Origin of the sequence: Geodermatophilus amargosae (genome assembly GCF_900116515.1) — a bacterium.
Lineage (GTDB): Bacteria > Actinomycetota > Actinomycetes > Mycobacteriales > Geodermatophilaceae > Geodermatophilus > Geodermatophilus amargosae.
On the sequence record NZ_FPBA01000005.1, the window covers coordinates 264,662 to 279,710 of the forward strand.

Annotated in this window: 17 protein-coding genes; 6 read left to right on the forward strand and 11 right to left on the reverse strand. The window is 75.8% G+C overall.

The features are described from left to right. Positions 1 to 4: 4 nt before the first annotated feature. Both mftE and BM414_RS10075 read right to left on the reverse strand, forming a co-directional pair. Positions 5 to 688, reverse strand: a complete 684-nt coding sequence (mftE, locus tag BM414_RS10070; protein WP_093579287.1) for a mycofactocin biosynthesis peptidyl-dipeptidase MftE — start codon at positions 686 to 688, stop codon at positions 5 to 7. A gap of 45 nt (positions 689 to 733) precedes the next feature. Further along, on the reverse strand, positions 734 to 2,041 hold the full coding sequence (locus tag BM414_RS10075; RefSeq protein WP_093579288.1) for a multidrug effflux MFS transporter: 1,308 nt from the start codon (positions 2,039 to 2,041) through the stop codon (positions 734 to 736). 91 nt (positions 2,042 to 2,132) lie between these two features. Here BM414_RS10075 and BM414_RS10080 point away from each other — a divergent pair, with 91 nt between their 5' ends. Continuing rightward, positions 2,133 to 2,624, forward strand: a complete 492-nt coding sequence (locus BM414_RS10080; protein ID WP_093579289.1) for a pyridoxamine 5'-phosphate oxidase family protein — start codon at positions 2,133 to 2,135, stop codon at positions 2,622 to 2,624. 246 nt (positions 2,625 to 2,870) lie between these two features. Here the strand turns inward: BM414_RS10080 and mftC are convergent, their stop codons facing one another. The 3 genes from mftC to mftA are packed head-to-tail and all read right to left on the reverse strand — an operon-like array spanning position 2,871 to position 4,599. Then, on the reverse strand, positions 2,871 to 4,109 hold the full coding sequence (gene mftC, locus BM414_RS10085; RefSeq protein ID WP_093579290.1) for a mycofactocin radical SAM maturase: 1,239 nt from the start codon (positions 4,107 to 4,109) through the stop codon (positions 2,871 to 2,873). Next, positions 4,106 to 4,438 carry a mycofactocin biosynthesis chaperone MftB gene (mftB, locus tag BM414_RS10090; protein ID WP_217644646.1) on the reverse strand — a complete coding sequence of 111 codons (333 nt, stop codon included), beginning with the start codon at positions 4,436 to 4,438 and terminating at the stop codon, positions 4,106 to 4,108. The genes mftC and mftB overlap by 4 nt, the downstream gene beginning before the upstream one ends. An 11-nt stretch (positions 4,439 to 4,449) precedes the next feature. Further along, positions 4,450 to 4,599, reverse strand: a complete 150-nt coding sequence (gene mftA, locus BM414_RS10095) for a mycofactocin precursor MftA (protein ID WP_093579291.1) — start codon at positions 4,597 to 4,599, stop codon at positions 4,450 to 4,452. 134 nt (positions 4,600 to 4,733) lie between these two features. Between mftA and mftR the strand changes: the two genes are divergently transcribed. Next, positions 4,734 to 5,369, forward strand: coding sequence for a mycofactocin system transcriptional regulator (gene mftR / locus BM414_RS10100; protein WP_245784614.1), 636 nt, complete (start codon positions 4,734 to 4,736; stop codon positions 5,367 to 5,369). 61 nt (positions 5,370 to 5,430) lie between these two features. On the opposite strand, the gene BM414_RS10105 is transcribed toward mftR, so the two are convergent. Next, a complete protein-coding gene (locus tag BM414_RS10105; RefSeq protein ID WP_093579292.1) occupies positions 5,431 to 6,657 on the reverse strand; it encodes a cysteine desulfurase-like protein in 1,227 nt (408 codons plus the stop codon). A 45-nt stretch (positions 6,658 to 6,702) separates the two neighbouring features. Here BM414_RS10105 and BM414_RS10110 point away from each other — a divergent pair, with 45 nt between their 5' ends. Next, positions 6,703 to 7,170, forward strand: a complete 468-nt coding sequence (locus tag BM414_RS10110; protein WP_093579293.1) for an SRPBCC family protein — start codon at positions 6,703 to 6,705, stop codon at positions 7,168 to 7,170. A 77-nt stretch (positions 7,171 to 7,247) separates the two neighbouring features. On the opposite strand, the gene BM414_RS10115 is transcribed toward BM414_RS10110, so the two are convergent. Both BM414_RS10115 and BM414_RS10120 read right to left on the reverse strand, forming a co-directional pair. Then, positions 7,248 to 7,478, reverse strand: coding sequence for a hypothetical protein (locus tag BM414_RS10115; protein ID WP_093579294.1), 231 nt, complete (start codon positions 7,476 to 7,478; stop codon positions 7,248 to 7,250). A 39-nt stretch (positions 7,479 to 7,517) separates the two neighbouring features. Beyond that, positions 7,518 to 8,978, reverse strand: coding sequence for a bifunctional 3-(3-hydroxy-phenyl)propionate/3-hydroxycinnamic acid hydroxylase (locus BM414_RS10120; protein ID WP_245784615.1), 1,461 nt, complete (start codon positions 8,976 to 8,978; stop codon positions 7,518 to 7,520). 53 nt (positions 8,979 to 9,031) lie between these two features. Here BM414_RS10120 and BM414_RS10125 point away from each other — a divergent pair, with 53 nt between their 5' ends. The 3 genes from BM414_RS10125 (at position 9,032) to BM414_RS10135 (ending at position 11,274) form a co-directional block, all read left to right on the forward strand. Next, positions 9,032 to 9,832, forward strand: coding sequence for a class E sortase (locus BM414_RS10125; RefSeq protein ID WP_093579296.1), 801 nt, complete (start codon positions 9,032 to 9,034; stop codon positions 9,830 to 9,832). A gap of 11 nt (positions 9,833 to 9,843) precedes the next feature. Beyond that, positions 9,844 to 10,005, forward strand: a complete 162-nt coding sequence (locus BM414_RS29295; protein WP_093579297.1) for a hypothetical protein — start codon at positions 9,844 to 9,846, stop codon at positions 10,003 to 10,005. Positions 10,006 to 10,146: 141 nt separating this feature from the next. Next, positions 10,147 to 11,274, forward strand: a complete 1,128-nt coding sequence (locus tag BM414_RS10135; protein ID WP_093579298.1) for an NDMA-dependent alcohol dehydrogenase — start codon at positions 10,147 to 10,149, stop codon at positions 11,272 to 11,274. Between the two features lie 46 nt (positions 11,275 to 11,320). On the opposite strand, the gene BM414_RS10140 is transcribed toward BM414_RS10135, so the two are convergent. From BM414_RS10140 to BM414_RS10150, 3 genes are read right to left on the reverse strand one after another with little or no spacing between them, the layout of a single operon-like run. After that, positions 11,321 to 13,015 (reverse strand): AMP-binding protein, encoded by a 1,695-nt coding sequence (locus BM414_RS10140; protein WP_093579299.1) that lies wholly within the window; start codon positions 13,013 to 13,015, stop codon positions 11,321 to 11,323. 57 nt (positions 13,016 to 13,072) lie between these two features. Continuing rightward, a complete protein-coding gene (locus BM414_RS10145; protein WP_093579300.1) occupies positions 13,073 to 14,104 on the reverse strand; it encodes a nitronate monooxygenase in 1,032 nt (343 codons plus the stop codon). 28 nt (positions 14,105 to 14,132) lie between these two features. Then, a complete protein-coding gene (locus tag BM414_RS10150; protein WP_093579301.1) occupies positions 14,133 to 14,984 on the reverse strand; it encodes a VWA domain-containing protein in 852 nt (283 codons plus the stop codon). Positions 14,985 to 15,049: the final 65 nt, after the last annotated feature.

Genomic DNA, 15,049 nt, shown 5'->3' on the forward strand with positions numbered 1-15,049 from the left:
CGGCTCAGCGCAGCCGCCCGTCGTCGCCGACGTCCCAGCGGGCCACGGCCGCCGCCAGCCGGGCGGCGAGGTCGGCGAGCAGCCGGGCACCCTCCTCCGCGGACGCGCCGGCCGGGTCGCCGAGCACGCCGGTGGGGCTCACCGCCCGCACGCCCCCGGCGCGCAGCCGGGGCAGCAGGTCGGAGATCGGCGTCGTCACACCCGGGACGGACCGGTCGGTCCGCACCGACCTCGGTTCCACGTGCAACAGCAGCGAGGTCTCGGTGCGCCCGGCGTGCGCGTCGCCGCCGGGGACGCCGCAGGGGAACCAGGCGGCGTCGCGGCCCTCGGTGCGCAGCAGGGGCACCGCCCGGCGCAGCGCGTCGAGGTTGCCGCCGTGCCCGTTGACCACGAGCAGCCGGCCGGCCCAGCGGCACGCCGAGCGCCCGTACTCGACCAGCAGCGTGATCAGCGCCTCGGTGCCGATCGAGACGGTGCCGGGGAAGTCCTCGTGCTCGCCGCTGGCGCCGTACGCGAGCGCGGGGGCCAGCACGGCGTCGAGGTCGGCGGCCCGGGTGACCGCCTCGGCCACCACCGTGTCCGTGGCGGACGGCAGGTGGTGCCCGTGCTGCTCGACCGAGCCGAGCGGGACGGTCAGCAGCGGCCGCTCGGGCAGCTCCGGCCACGCGGCGCCGGCCAGGTCGGGCACGCGGTCAGCCTAGGCGGCAGGAATGGCCGTTCCTGCCGCCCGGGCTCAGGCAGCGACCGCGGCGGTGACCTCGTCGGTGGCCTCGTCATCCACGGGCAGCTGCCACGGCCGGACGACGAACACCAGGACGGCGAGCGCGATCACCAGCGCGCCGACGACGACCGCACCCATGGCGACCGCGTCGTTGCCGAGGACACCGACCAGCGGGGCGACCGCCGCGCCGACCCCGAACTGCACGGCGCCGAGCAGCGCCGCGGCGGTCCCGGCGGCCTCGCCGTGCCGGGACAGCGCCAGCGCGGGGGCGTTGGGCAGCGCCAGCCCGCAGGCGAACAGCACCGCCCACAGCGACAGCGCGACCGCCCACAGCCCGCCGGTCCCGGTGCCGGCGAGCGCGAGCAGGACCGCGCCGGCCAGCGCGCCGAGGACGACGCCGGCCACGAGCACCTGGGCCGGGGAGAACCAGCGCAGGACGACCGGGTTGAGCTGGGTGGCCCCGATCAGCCAGATGGCGCCGGCGCCGAAGATCAGGCCGAACTGCTGCTCGTCGAGGCCGAACTGGTCCTGGAAGACGAACGAGGAGCCCGAGACGTAGCTGAACAGCCCGGCCATGGTCAGGCCCGCGACCAGGACGAGGCCGACGTAGGCGCGGTCGCGGAACAGCGCCCGGTAGCTGCGCAGCGTCCCGGCGAGGCCGCTGCTGCGCCGGCGCTCCGGCGGCAGGGTCTCGCGGACGGCGAACCAGCCGACGGCGAGCAGCAGCAGCCCGTAGGCGCCCAGCACCACGAAGACGCCGCGCCAGGAGGTGATCCGCAGGACCTCGCCCCCGATGGTCGGCGCGAGCACCGGCGCCGCCCCGAGGACGAGGAAGAGCCGCGACAGCATGGTCGCCGCCGCGCGCCCCTGGAACAGGTCGCGCACGACGGCGAGGGCGACCACCGCCCCGGCCGCCGTCCCCACGCCCTGCAGGAAGCGCAGCAGCCCGAGCACCTCGATCGACGGCGCGACGAGCACCAGCAGCGAGGCGACGACGTGCAGCGCCGTCCCGGCCAGCAGGGGCCGCCTGCGGCCGAGGGCATCGGAGAGCGGGCCGAGGACCAGCTGGCCGAGCGCGAGGCCGACGAGGGTGCCGGTGAGGGTGAGCTGCACCGTCGCCGCGCTGGCCCGCAGGTCGTCTGCGATGGTCGGCAGGGCCGGCAGGTACATGTCCACGGTCAGCGGGCCGAGCGCCACGAAGGCGCCGAGGGTGAGGGCGGTGCGGGCCGTCCCGGGCCGGTCGGTCGTCGCGGTCGGCGCGGTCGGCCGGTCCTGGATGGTCGTCACGTCGATGGCGAAGCCGCCCCGGTGCCGGTCCATTCCGGCGCACCGCCGTGTCCACGGACACCCTTCCCGTCCCGACACGCGTCGCCGCCCGTGTTCCCCGGCGGAAACGGGGAAGGGCAGGGACATGACCACCGACTCCCCGGAAGCCACCCGCAAGGTCGCCGAGCTCATCAAGGGCCAGAAGTTCGGCTTCCTCACCACGACCATGCCCGACGGCCGGCTGACCAGCCGCCCCATGTCGCTGCAGGAGGTCGAGTTCGACGGCGACCTCTGGTTCTTCGCCGAGCACGACGCCCCGTGGCTGGCGCACATCTCCGCCTCGCCGCAGGTCAACGTCGGCATGGGCTCCGGCGGCACGTGGGTCTCCCTGACCGGGACCGCCCGGGTGGTCGACGACGTGGCGAAGAAGAAGGAGCTGTGGAACAGCGGCGTCGAGGCGTGGCTGCCCCAGGGTCCCGAGGACCCGTCCGTGGTGCTGGTCAAGGTCGACGGCGACACCGCGGAGTACTGGGACAGCCCGGGCAACCGCCTGGCGACGGCGCTGAGCTTCGTCAAGGCCAAGGCCACCGGGAGCCAGCCGAGCACCGGCGAGAAGGACGTCGTCGACCTGCCGTGACGCCCCGGGATGCGGCGGCGAGCGCGTCCGCCGTACCCCCCGCGGGCGTCCAGCCGACTCCCAGGCAGGTCCCCGGGACCGGTCAGGGACGGCGGTCAGGCTGGGGGCACGTCAACCGGAGGTGCCCCGTGCTCACTCTCGCCGTCCTCGTCGCCCTGTTCGCGACCATGACCCTCGCCGACCTCACCCCGGGCCTGCTGCCCGACGGGTCGGGGCCGTCCCTGGTGGCCCCGACCCGCTGAGGGGTCAGGCGAGCGGGACGCCCGCGAGCGGCGACTCGTCGCAGATCCGGGCGGGCGGTGTGGGTGTGGGCAGCGCGGGGATGGCCGGCATGCCCAGCAGCGTCGGCTGGCCGCGCACCGGGCCGGTGTGCGAGTGGTCGAGGTGGCTCTTGGGCTTGACCAGGTCGAGGTCGCGCGCGGCCAGGGCGGACTCGCCGTAGCCCTGCACGCACTCGGGGTCGGGCCCGTCCAGCGGCAGGCCGGTGAAGAACTTCGCCGCCATGCAGCCGCCGCGGCAGGCGTCGAAGTGCGCGCACTTCGTGCACGCGCCGCCGGTCTGCGGGCTGCGCAGCTCCTGGAACAGGTCCGACTGCTGCCACACCCGCTGGAAGCCGCCCTCGCCGCGCACGTTGCCGGCGAGGAACTGCTCGTGGATGGCGAACGGGCAGGCGTAGACGTCGCCGACCGGGTCGATCAGGCAGACCACGCGACCGGCGCCGCAGAGGTTCAGGCCCGGCAGCGCCTCGCCGTAGGCCGACAGGTGGAAGAACGAGTCGCCGGTGAGCACCCGGTCGCCGTTGGCCAGCAGCCACGAGTAGAGCTCGCGCTGCTGGGCCTGGGTGGGGTGCAGCTGGTCCCAGACGTCGGCCCCGCGACCCGAGGGACGGAAGCGGGTGATCCGAAGCTGGGCGCCGTAGCGGTCGGTCAGCGCCCGGAACTCGTCGAGCTGGCCGACGTTCTCCCGCGTCACCACCACGGAGACCTTGAAGTCCTTCATCCCGGCCTCGGCGAGGTTCTCCAGGGCCGTGACGGCGGTGGCGAACGAGCCGGTGCCGCGGACCCGGTCGTTGACCTCGGCGGTGGCGCCGTCGAGGGAGATCTGCACGTCGACGTAGTCGGTGGCCGCCAGCTGGGCGGCCCGCTCCCGGTTCAGCTTGACGCCGTTGGTGGAGAACTTGACGCCGACGTCGTGACCGATGGCGTAGTCGAGCAGGTGCCAGAAGTCCGGCCGGACGGTGGGCTCGCCGCCGCCGACGTTGACGTAGAAGACCTGCATCCGCTGCAGCTCGTCGATGACGCCCTCGGCCTCGGCGGTGGTCAGCTCGCGCGGGTCGCGCCGGCCCGAGGAGGACAGGCAGTGCACGCACGCCAGGTTGCAGGCGTAGGTGAGCTCCCAGGTGAGGCAGATGGGAGCGTCCAGGCCGTACTCGAACTGGTCGACCAGCCGCCCACCGACGGGGCGCTGCGGGATCACGGCGGTCATGCGGAGGGCTCCCGGCGTTCGATCATCTGCGAGCGGGCGAGGTCGGCCAGCGCCTTGACGTAGGCGGGCCGCTGCGCCCCGGGGACGCCGCACGCGACGAGGGTCGCGTCGGCACTGGGGTGATCGGCCAGCGTCTCCACGACGGTGACCAGCGTCTTCGACTTGAGGAAGGACAGCTTCCGGTTGCCGAAGTGGTAGACGAGCGCCCCGAACGGCTCCGGCCGCAGGGCCACCGACCGGGCGCGCCGCCAGGGCAGCGCCGGGTCGAAGGCAGCCGGGTCGGACGCGGCCGGGACGGAGTCATCCGCGGCCGGAGCGGTCGGGTCCACGGCGGGTGCGCTCAGTAGACGCCGCACATGCCGTCGATGGAGACCTCCTCGACGAGGGACTCCTCGACCATGCCCTCCTCGGACAGGGCCTCCTCGGCGACGGTCTGGGTCTCGGCCTGGGTCTCGGCCTGCGTCTCGGTCGAGGCGGTCGTCTCGGGCATGCGGACCTCCGGGGAGCGGCGGAACGGGATGCGGGGGACGTTAGAGACACCGAGTGCCACCGGCAAGCGAGGGCCGGTTCCCCCGCACGTGGCCGGGGGCTGACCTCCCCGGCCGGGTGGGCCAGGATGGAGCCGTGAGCTCGTCGTCGGCCGCGGACGTCCCGCCCGGGACCCCCTCCCCCGTCCCGCTGCGCGTGGGGGGCGGGCGGGCGGGCACCCGCGCCCGGATCGAGCGGGCGGCCCTGGAGCTCTTCGGCGCCCAGGGCTTCGAGCAGGTGACCATCGAGGAGATCGCCGCCGTCGCGGGCACCAGCCGGCGCACGTTCTTCCGGCACGTGGGCAGCAAGGCCGACGCCGTGTGGGGGGACTTCGCCGGCCACGTGTCCCGGCTGGCCGCCCTGCTCGACGCGGCCGGGGACGACGTCGCGGTGCTGCCGGCCGTCTTCGGTGCCTACGTCGAGGTCAACGACTACGCCGAGGCCGACCTGCCGGTGCTGCGCCAGCGGATGCGGCTGATCCTCACCGAGCCGGCGCTGCAGGCGCACTCGCAGGTGCGCTACGCCGACGTCGACGAGGTCGTGGCGCGCTACGTCGCGCGGCGCCGCGGGCAGGACCCCTCCGCGCTGCTCCCCCGGCTGGTGGCCGCCACCACCCGCGCGGCGGCCACCACCGCCTTCGAGGTGTGGCTCTCGGGCGAGGGCGGCTCGCTGGCCGAGGCGCTGCGGACGGCGTTCACCCAGCTCGCGGAGGGCTTCCCCGACCTGCGCTGACCCCGACGCAGCATAGGAGGCTATGCGCACGTCCCGGGCCGCGATCCGTGCGGATAGCTTCCTATGCCTGGGCGGTCGCGGCGCGCAGGCCCTCGACCAGGCGGTCGACGTCGTCGTCGTCGCTGTAGGGCGCCAGGCCCACCCGCAGACCGCCGGTGTCGCCGAGGCCGAGCGCCCGCGAGGCCTCGATCGCGTAGAAGCTGCCGGCGGGGGCGTTGACGCCGCGCCCGGCCAGCGCGCGGGAGACCTCGGCGGCGGGACGGTCGGCCCAGGTGAGCAGCAGCGTCGGCGTGCGGTGCCGGGCGCGCGACCACAGCGTGACGCCGGGCAGCTCCGCGACGCCCTCCTCGACCCGTTCGCGCAGCCGGTCCTCGTGCGCCTCGACGGCGGCCATGCCCGCGAGCAGCCGCGCCCGCCGGTCGCCCTCACCACCGGCCCCGCCCAGCGCCGCCAGGTAGTCGACCGCCGCGGTGGTCCCGGCGAGCATCTCGTAGGGCAGCGTGCCGAGCTCGAAGCGCTCGGGGACGGCGTCGGTGGAGGGCAGCAGCTTGTCCGGGTGCAGCGTCTCCAGCAGCGACGGCGCGGCGACGACGCAGCCCAGGTGGGGGCCGAGGAACTTGTACGGCGAGCAGGCGTAGAGGTCCGCGCCGAGCGCCGCGACGTCGACCGGCGCGTGCGCGGTGAGGTGCACGCCGTCGACGTAGGCGAGCGCGCCGGCCCCGTGCGCCAGCGCGGTGAGCGCCGGGACGTCGGGGCGGGTGCCGATCAGGTTGGAGGCGCCGGTGACCGCGACCAGCCGGGTGCGGTCGGACAGCACGCCCGCGAGCGCCTCGGGGGTCAGTTCGCCGGTGGCCGGGTCGAGGTCGGCCCAGCGGACCGTGGCCCCGCGGGCGGCCGCGGCCTGCACCCAGGGGCGCACGTTGGCGTCGTGGTCCAGCCGGGTGACGACGACCTCGTCGCCGGGACCCCAGCCGGCCGCGAGCGCGCGGGAGAGGTCGTAGGTCAGCTGCGTCATGGAGCGGCCGAACACCACGCCGCCGGGATCGCCCCCGACCAGGTCGGCGACGGCGGCGCGGGCGCCCAGGACGACGTCGTCGGCGTTGCGCTCGGCCTCGGTCAGCCGGCCGCGGTTGGCGATCGGCGCGGTCAGCGTGGTGGCCACCGCCTCGGCGACCTGGCGCGGCACCTGCGAGCCGCCGGGGCCGTCGAAGTGGGCGGCGCCGGCGCGCAGGGCGGGGAAGTCCGCACGGACGGCGGCGACGTCGTAGGCGGTGCTCGTGCTGGTCATCGCCGGTCAGCATGCGCCACGGCGGGAGACGGCACACTCCCGGACGTGGATGACCTGACGCACTCGGACTCCGTCGTCGTCGCCGTCTCCCCCGCGGAGCTCTACGACCTGGTCAGCGACGTGACCCGCACCGGCGAGTGGAGCCCGGTGTGCGTCGCCTGCTGGTGGGACGAGGGGGCGACCGGGCAGGTGGGCGACTGGTTCACCGGCCGCAACGTCACGCCGGAGCGGACGTGGGAGACGCGCAGCCGGGTCGACGTGGCCGACCGCGGCCGGGAGTTCGCCTGGCTGGTCGGCGGCTCGCGGGCGCGGTGGGGCTACCTGCTGGAGCAGGTCGACGGCGGCACCCGGCTGACCGAGACCTGGCAGTTCCTGCCCGACGGCCTGGCCTTCATGGAGGAGCGCTACGGCGACGACGCGCCGCACCAGGTGCAGCTGCGGATCCGGGCGGCGCACGAGGGCATCCCGGCCACCCTCGCGGCGATCAAGCGGGTGGCGGAGGGCGGCCGCTAGCGACGTGTGCACCCACGGCGCCCCGGACGCCGCCCCAGCCGCGCCGTGTGCACACGGCGCGGCTGCGGGCCCGGCGTCTAGCGGCCGAGGATGCCGCCGATGGCGCCGCCGAGGCCGCCGCCCTGGCCACCTCCGCCACCGCCGAGCATCTTGATCAGGTCCATCGGGTCGAGTCCGAGCTTCTGCAGGATCCCGGCGTGCTGGTCGGTGTCGACCGTTCCGGGCAGTTCCTGGTCGGCCTGCTGCGCCTTGGCGTCGTCGCCCTGGGACTGCAGCAGCTGGAGGATCTGTGCCTTGTCGATCTGCATGACCGGTCCGCTACCCAGCCCGGCGCGCGGGGATGCGCCTCAGCCGGCCGCGCGTACCACCCGGTCGGGCCGGACGACGGCGAAGCGTGCCCCCGCCTCCCTCAACCAGCAGGTCAGCGCGCCGTCGACGTCCTCCACCTCGGTGCGCCGCCCGCCGGTGGTCACGGCGACGCACCCCGGTCCCGCCGACGCCACGACCGCGGTGCCCGAGCCGAGGACGTCGTCGATCCGGCACTCCTGCCCGCCGGCACGGACCCGGGCACGCGGCACGAGCGTCCCGGCCAGCCGGCGCCCGGCCCTGCCGCGCCGGTCGACCAGCGGCCCGGGGCGCAGCGGCGGCGTCCGGCTCTCGGTGGCGTAGGCGGCCAGCGCCGGGACCCGCGCGACGGCGGTGAGCGCCGCCCGGCGCACCGGCACCGCGCCGGCTCCCCCGCCGGTCATCAGCCGCCCGACCAGGGCCGCGAGCCGGACCAGCGCCCGGGCGTGCGGGCCCCGCTCGGCCCCGTGGGTGTCGAGGAGGTCCTCGCCGGCCGCGCCGGTCACGACGGCGGCGACCTTCCAGGCGAGCTGGTGCACGTCGCGCAGACCCAGTGCCAGGCCCTGCCCGACGAACGGCGGGGTGAGGTGGGCGGCGTCGCCGGCCACCAGCACCCGGCCACGCCGCCAGCGGTCGGTCACCTGCGCGCGGTGCACGTACTCGGCCGCGCGGACGACCTCGGCGTCCTGCGCCCCGAACGGCGCCAGCAGCTCGGTCAGCGCCGGGCCGGTCAGGTCCGCGGCGTCCTCCCCCGTCCGCAGCCGCGTCTCGAAGCGGTACCGGTCGCCGCTGACCGGCATGAACGTCGCCGCGCGGTCCGGGTCGCACACCTGGTGCACGCCGGGCCAGACCGGCAGCGGGACCCGCGTGCGCAGGTCGACCACGAGCCACCGGTCGGGCCGGCCGAGGTCGCGCATGCGCGCGCCGATCAGGCCGCGCACGGTGCTGTTCGCCCCGTCGCAGCCGAGGACGGCCGAGGCGACGACGTCGCGGCGGCGCCCGGTGGCCCGCTCGACCACCGTCACCGTGACGGACCGGTCCGCGTCCGCCAGTCCCACGATCTCCTCGCCCCCGCACACCTCGATGCCCGGGGTGCGGTCGATCGCGGCACGCAGCAGCCGCTCGAGGTCGGGCTGGTGGAACATCGACGCCTGCGGCCAGCCGTGCCGCCCGGCGCCCCCGGTGCGGCGGAACTCGGCGAGGGTGCGGTGCCGCGCGTCGAGCAGCCGCAGCCCCGCCATGGGCCGGCTCACCGCGAGGAACTCCTCGACGACGCCGGCGTCGGCCAGCGCCCGCAGCGCCTCGTCGTCGAGGTGCACCGCCCGCGGCAGCCCGGAGGGGTGCGGCCGCCGGTCGAGCAGGAGCACGGGCAGCCCGCGCCGGGCGAGGAGCAGCGCGGCGGTCGCGCCGACGGGTCCGGCGCCGACCACCACCACCGGGGGGACCACCGGCTGCGACGACACGCCGTCCAGTGTCGCCGACCGCCGCCGTCCGCGACTGGCATCGTGGTCCCGCCATGCCATCGACCGACGCGGCACCCGCCGACACCGCACCCTCCGACGCCGCACCCTCCGAGTGGCACCGGTACGGCCGGACGGGCGGGGGCCGCTGGCGCACGCTCGTCAGCGGCCTGGGGCAGACGCTGGTCACCGCCGGCGTCGTGCTGCTGCTGTTCGTCGTCTACGAGCTGTGGATCACCGACCTGTCCAGCGCCCGCGACCAGGACCGGCTCGCCGACCGACTGGAGACGGAGTGGTCCGCGCAGCAGCCGGCCGCCGGCGTCCCGACGTCGCCCGCCGAGGTGCCGGTCGGGCAGCCGTTCGCCGTCCTGCACGTGCCGCGGCTGGGCGAGGACTGGTCGCGCGTCGTCCTCGAGGGGACCAGTGAGGAACAGCTGTCGCAGGGCCCGGGCCACTACGCCGGGACGGCGATGCCCGGCCAGCAGGGCAACGTCGCCCTCGCCGGGCACCGGGTGGGCCGCGGCTCGCCCTTCCTGGACCTGGACCGGATGCAGCCCGGTGACCCGATCGTCGTCGAGGTGGCCGACGGGTGGTTCACCTACCGCGTGCTCGCCGACGGCCAGGACCCCCACGGCGTCCCCGGCCGGCAGATCGTGTCGCCGGCCGACGTCGAGGTCATCGCACCGACGCCCGGCGGCGCCGCCGACGCCGCGCCCACCGGCGCCTACCTGACGCTCACCACCTGCCACCCGCGGTACTCGGCGCGGCAGCGGCTGGTCGTGCACGCCGTCCTCGACGGCCCGGGCGTTCCCCGCGCGCAGGCACCCGACGGGCCGCCGGCCCTGACCGAGGGCTGAGGAGGGACCGCGTGTACCGGTGGATCTGGCGGCGCCTGCCCGGGGGGACGGTGACCCGCTCGGGGTTGTCGCTGCTGCTCGCGCTGGCCGTGGCCGCGCTGCTGCTGTTCGTCGTCTTCCCCTGGGTGGAACCGCACCTCCCCTTCACCGCGGTGACCGTCGACGGGCGGTGACGTCACGGCGCGTTGCACACCGTTGCGGTCCCTTGACGGCACCCCGTGCCGCACTGAGTCTGTGGCCCGGCGCACACTCCAGGGGAGAGTGCGTACCAGGCTGCCCGCCAGAGTCGGCGGGCTGGACCGAGAGGACACCGGGTGAAGACCAAGGGCGCGATCCTGTGGGGCGTTGGCGAGGAGTGGTCGATCGAGGAGATCGAGCTGGGTGACCCGAAGGAGGGCGAGGTCCAGGTCCAGGTGGCCGCCTCCGGGCTGTGCCACAGCGACGAGCACCTCGTCACCGGCGGCACGCCGGTCGCCTTCTACCCGGTGATCGGCGGGCACGAGGGTTCCGGCGTCGTCACCAAGGTCGGTCCGGGCGTCACGGGGCTGCAGGAGGGCGACCACGTCGTCACCGCGTTCATCCCCGCCTGCGGGCAGTGCCCGCCGTGTTCGAAGGGGATGCAGAACCTCTGCGACCTCGGGGCCAGCCTGCTGGCCGGCACGTCGATCTCCGACGGCAGCTACCGCATCCAGGCCCGCGGCCAGGACGTCATCCCCATGTGCCTGCTGGGCACGTTCTCGCCCTACATCACGGTGCACCAGGCGTCGGTCGTGAAGATCGAGCCGGACATCCCGCTGGAGATCGCCGCGCTGGTCGGCTGCGGCGTCACCACCGGCTGGGGCTCGGCCACCAAGGTCGCCGACGTCCGGCCCGGGGAGAACGTCGTCGTGATGGGCGCCGGCGGCGTCGGCATGAACGCCGTCCAGGGCGCCGCGGCGGCCGGGGCCAAGCGGGTCATGGTCATCGACCCGGTGGCGCGCAAGCGCGAGTGGGCGATGGAGATGGGCGCCACGCACGTCTTCGAGTCGGCCGAGGAGGCCACCGAGAAGGTCAACGAGCTGACCTGGGGCCGGATGGCCGAGAAGACGATCATCACCGTCGGCGACATCCAGGGCGAGGACATCCAGGCCGCGCTCACCCTGACCGGCAAGGGCGGCCGCGCCGTCGTCACCGGCATGGGCAACGCCGCCAACACCGACGTCAAGCTCAGCCTCTTCGAGCTCACGCTGCTGCAGAAGGACCTGCAGGGCGCGATCTTCGGCGGCCTGGCCCCGCGGGCGGCGATCCCCGAGCTGCTCGCCCTCTACCAGGAGGGCCAGCTCAAGCTCGACGAGCTCGCCACCACGAAGTACAAGCTCGAGGACATCAACCAGGGCTACCAGGACATGCGCGACGGCAAGAACATCCGCGGGATGGTCATCTACTCCGACTCCGACCGCTGACCCGTTCCCCGTGCCCGCCGGCGCTCGGCCGGCGGGCACGGGGACGTCAGCTGCCGCGCAGCTCCGGGAAGTCGGTGTCGGCCCAGTCGGTGCCGGTGCCCCGCGGGGCGGCCTGCTCCTCGCGCTGCCGCAGCTCGACCCGGCGGATCTTGCCCGAGATGGTCTTGGGCAGCTCCGCGAACTCCACCCGCCGTACCCGCAGGAAGGGCGCCAGCCGCTCGCGCGCGTGCCGCAGCACCGCCAGCGCCGTCTCCGGCCCCGGCTCCCAGCCCGGTGCCAGCGTCACGTAGGCCTTGGGCACCGCCAGCCGCACCGGGTCGGGCACCGGGACGACGGCGGCCTCCACGACCGCCGGGTGCTCGATGAGCACGCTCTCCAGCTCGAACGGGCTGATCTTGTAGTCGCTGGCCTTGAACACGTCGTCGGTGCGCCCGACGTACGTGATGTAGCCGTCGGCGTCCCGGGTCGCGACGTCGCCGGTGTGGTAGTACCCGCCGGCCATCGCCTCGGCCGCCCGCTCGGGGTCGCCCTGGTAGCCGGTCATCAGGCTCACCGGCCGCTGCGAGAGGTCCAGGCAGATCTCGCCGTCGTCGCCCTGCTCGCCGGTGACCGGGTCGACCAGCACCACCGGCACGCCCGGCAGCGGCCGGCCCATCGAGCCCGGCCGCACCTCGGCACCGGGCGGGTTGCCCACCGACGCCGTCGTCTCGGTCTGGCCGTAGCCGTCGCGCAGGGTCAGCCCCCACTGCCGGCGGACCTGCTCGATGACCTCGGGGTTGAGCGGCTCGCCGGCGGCCAGCACCTCCCGCAGCTGCCCCGGCCCGCCGGACAGGTCGGCCTGGATGAGCATCCGCCACACCGTGGGCGGAGCACAGAAGGTGGTGATGCCGGCGTCGCGGATGCGGCCGAGCAGCACCGCGGGGTCGAAGCGCCGGTAGTCGAGCAGGTGGACGGTCGCCTCGGCCGCCCACGGGGCGAAGAAGCAGCTCCACGCGTGCTTGGCCCAGCCCGGGGAGCTGATGTTGAGGTGCCGGTCGCCGGGCTGCAGGCCCTGCCAGTACATCGTCGACAGGTGGCCGACCGGGTAGCTGACCTGGGTGTGCTCGACCAGCTTGGGCCGGCTGGTGGTGCCGCTGGTGAAGTACAGGAGCAGCGGGTCGCCCGGCCCCGTCCCGGGGGAGCCCAGCGGCCGGTCGGGAGCGCCGGCCGCGTCGGCGTAGGGCGCCCAGCCGGGGGCCTCGCCGCCCACGGCGATCCGTCCGTAGTCGCCGGGGACGTCGGCGTACTTCGCGGTCTCGGCGACGTCGGCGAGCACGTGCCGGGCGCCGGTGCGGCCGATGCGGTCGGCGAGGTCCGCGGGCGGCAGGGCCGTCGTGGTCGGCATGATCACCGCGCCGAGCTTCATGACGGCGAGCATCGACTCCCACAGCTCGACCCGGTTGCCGAGCATGAGGACGACGCGGTCACCGCGCTGCACACCCCGCTCGCGCAGCCACGCGGCCACCTGGTCCGAGCGGCGGGCGAGCCCGTCGAAGGTCCAGCTGCCCTCGCTGCCGTCGTCCTGCGCGATCACCAGCCCGGGCCGCTCGACGCCCCGGGCGATCTCGTCGAACCAGTCGACCGCCCAGTTGAACGGCCCGTCGATCGCCGGCCAGCGGAACTCCGCGGCGGCCCGGTCGGGGTCCCCGCGCAGGGCGAGCAGCTGGTCGCGGGCGGCGCGGTAGGCGGTCGTGGCGGACACGGGCGGCTCCTCGGTCGTGGGTCGTGTGCTCCGGCACGGTCGGCCGGCTGTGTGGTGTCAGCGGACGGCGCGGGTCAGCGCCTCCCGGGCGTCGTCGGCGAGGCGGCGCACCTGCTCGCCGGCGGGCAGCGGCTCGACCAGCCGGTGCCCCTGCCCGGCCCACAGGTTGATCGCGTCGGCGTCCCCGGCCGACCGGGCGGCGGCGCGCAGCGGCGTCGTCAGGTGGTGGACCTGCGGATAGGCGGCCGGAGCGGTCGGGCCGTGCTCGGCGAGGAAGCGGTTGACCAGGCCGCGGGCGCGGCGGCCGCTGAACGCCCGGGTCAGCGCCGTCTCCCCGCCCGCGGCCAGCGCCGCGCGGTGCACCGGGCTCGTGCCGGCCTCGGGGCAGCCGAGGAACGCCGTCCCGAGCTGCGCCGCCTCCGCCCCGGCCACCAGCACCGCGGCCACCGAGGCGCCGTCCACGACCCCGCCGGCGGCGACCAGCGGCAGGTCCACGGCCCGGGCGGCGAGGCGCAGCAGCACGAGCAGCCCGTACTCGCCCACGCCGTCCTCGTCGCGGAGGCCGCCCCGGTGACCGCCGGCCTCGACGCCCTGGACGACGAGCGCGTCCGCGCCGGTCCCGGCGGCGGCGACCGCCTCCTCGGGCGTGGTCACGGTGACCAGCACGGTGGTGCCGGCGTCGTGCAGCGCCGAGACGACGTCCGGCCGCGGCAGGCCGAAGGTGAACGACACGACGGGCACCCGCTCCTCGGCGAGGACGGCGACCTTCGCCTCCCACGCGTCGTCGTCCGCGCGCGGCTCCCCGAGCTCCACGCCCCACCGCTCGGCCTCGGCCCGCAGCTGCCCGGCGTAGCGGCGCACCGCCTCGTCGTCGCCGGGCGGCCCCGGCAGGAAGACGTTGACGCCGAAGCGCTCCCCGGTCAGCTCCCGGGTCGCGCGGACCTCCTCCCGCACGGCCTGCGGTGTCCGGTAGCCGGCGGCGAGGAAGCCCAGGCCGCCGGCCGCGGAGACCGCCGCGGCCAGCGCCGGCGTGGACGGCCCACCTGCCATGGGCGCCTGCACGATCGGCGTGTGGAGTCCCAGCACCATGCGGCCACCCTGCCCCACGGCCGGGGGCTCAGCCCAGCAGGCGGGTGAGGGCGGGGCCGAGGTCGCGCAGCGTGCGCACCATCTGCGCCGTCCCCCCGCCGCGGGCGGCCAGGGCGCGGGCCACCTCCTCCGCCTCGGGGGTGGGCAGCGGGCAGAGCACGTCCAGCCGGTCGATCCCGGCCAGCGCGGTCTCGGGCGGGTCGCCGGTGGTGTGCAGGCAGTCCGAGAGCAGCACGACCACCCGCTCGTCGGCCACCTCGGACGCCAGCTGCAGCCGCGCGGCCCGCAGCGCGGCGGCGAGGTCGGTCGTCCCGTGCCCGCGCAGGCCGATCAGGTGCGTCACGACGTCCTCGGCGGCGCGTCGCTGACCCGGCCGCTGCACGACGTCGACCTCCCGGCCGAAGGTGAGCAGGCTGGTGCGCAGCTTCTCGTCGCCGGTGAGGACGACGCCGGCCGCGGCCACCGCCGCGATCGCCACGCCCAGGCCGGTCATCGACCCCGACGTGTCGACGGCGAGGCACACCGTGCGGCGGTGACCGGTCCACCGGCGCGTCACCAGGTCTCCCTCGGCCAGCGGCGTCCCGAGGTCCCAGCGGTCCAGCGTGCGGTCGAGGTCCAGGTCGCCGTCGCCGCGCCGGTCGGGCACCAGCCGCCGCGTGCCGCGCGTCCGCGCGCGTCCCACCCGGCCCACCTGCACGAACACCCGCGTGGCGAGCCGCTGGGCCGCCATCCGCAGCTCGCGGTCGGTGGCCGCGGCGAGGTCGGTGAGCAGCGCGGCCGCGGCGTCGGCGTCCTCGGCCATCAGCGCGGCGAAGGCCTCCTTGTCGAGCTCGCCGACCTCCGGGCTGACCTCCTCGAAGGAGTCGTGCCGGGCGGCCATCTCCCGCCGGCCGGTCTGCCGGCGCCGGCCGGCGCCCGAGCGGTCGCGGCGTGGCGAGGACGGGG

Excerpts from the sequence above, each read along its gene's own strand:
- BM414_RS10115 (WP_093579294.1), bottom strand. The coding sequence starts at position 7,478 with ATGCAGATCGACAAGGCACAGATCCTCCAGCTGCTGCAGTCCCAGGGC.
- mftA (WP_093579291.1), bottom strand. The coding sequence starts at position 4,599 with ATGCCCGAGACGACCGCCTCGACCGAGACGCAGGCCGAGACCCAGGCC.
- BM414_RS10150 (WP_093579301.1), bottom strand. The coding sequence starts at position 14,984 with ATGGCCGCCCGGCACGACTCCTTCGAGGAGGTCAGCCCGGAGGTCGGC.
- BM414_RS10105 (WP_093579292.1), bottom strand. The coding sequence starts at position 6,657 with ATGACCAGCACGAGCACCGCCTACGACGTCGCCGCCGTCCGTGCGGAC.
- BM414_RS10145 (WP_093579300.1), bottom strand. The coding sequence starts at position 14,104 with ATGGTGCTGGGACTCCACACGCCGATCGTGCAGGCGCCCATGGCAGGT.
- mftC (WP_093579290.1), bottom strand. The coding sequence starts at position 4,109 with ATGACCGCCGTGATCCCGCAGCGCCCCGTCGGTGGGCGGCTGGTCGAC.
- BM414_RS10125 (WP_093579296.1), top strand. The coding sequence starts at position 9,032 with ATGCCATCGACCGACGCGGCACCCGCCGACACCGCACCCTCCGACGCC.
- BM414_RS10080 (WP_093579289.1), top strand. The coding sequence starts at position 2,133 with ATGACCACCGACTCCCCGGAAGCCACCCGCAAGGTCGCCGAGCTCATC.
- BM414_RS10075 (WP_093579288.1), bottom strand. The coding sequence starts at position 2,041 with ATGGACCGGCACCGGGGCGGCTTCGCCATCGACGTGACGACCATCCAG.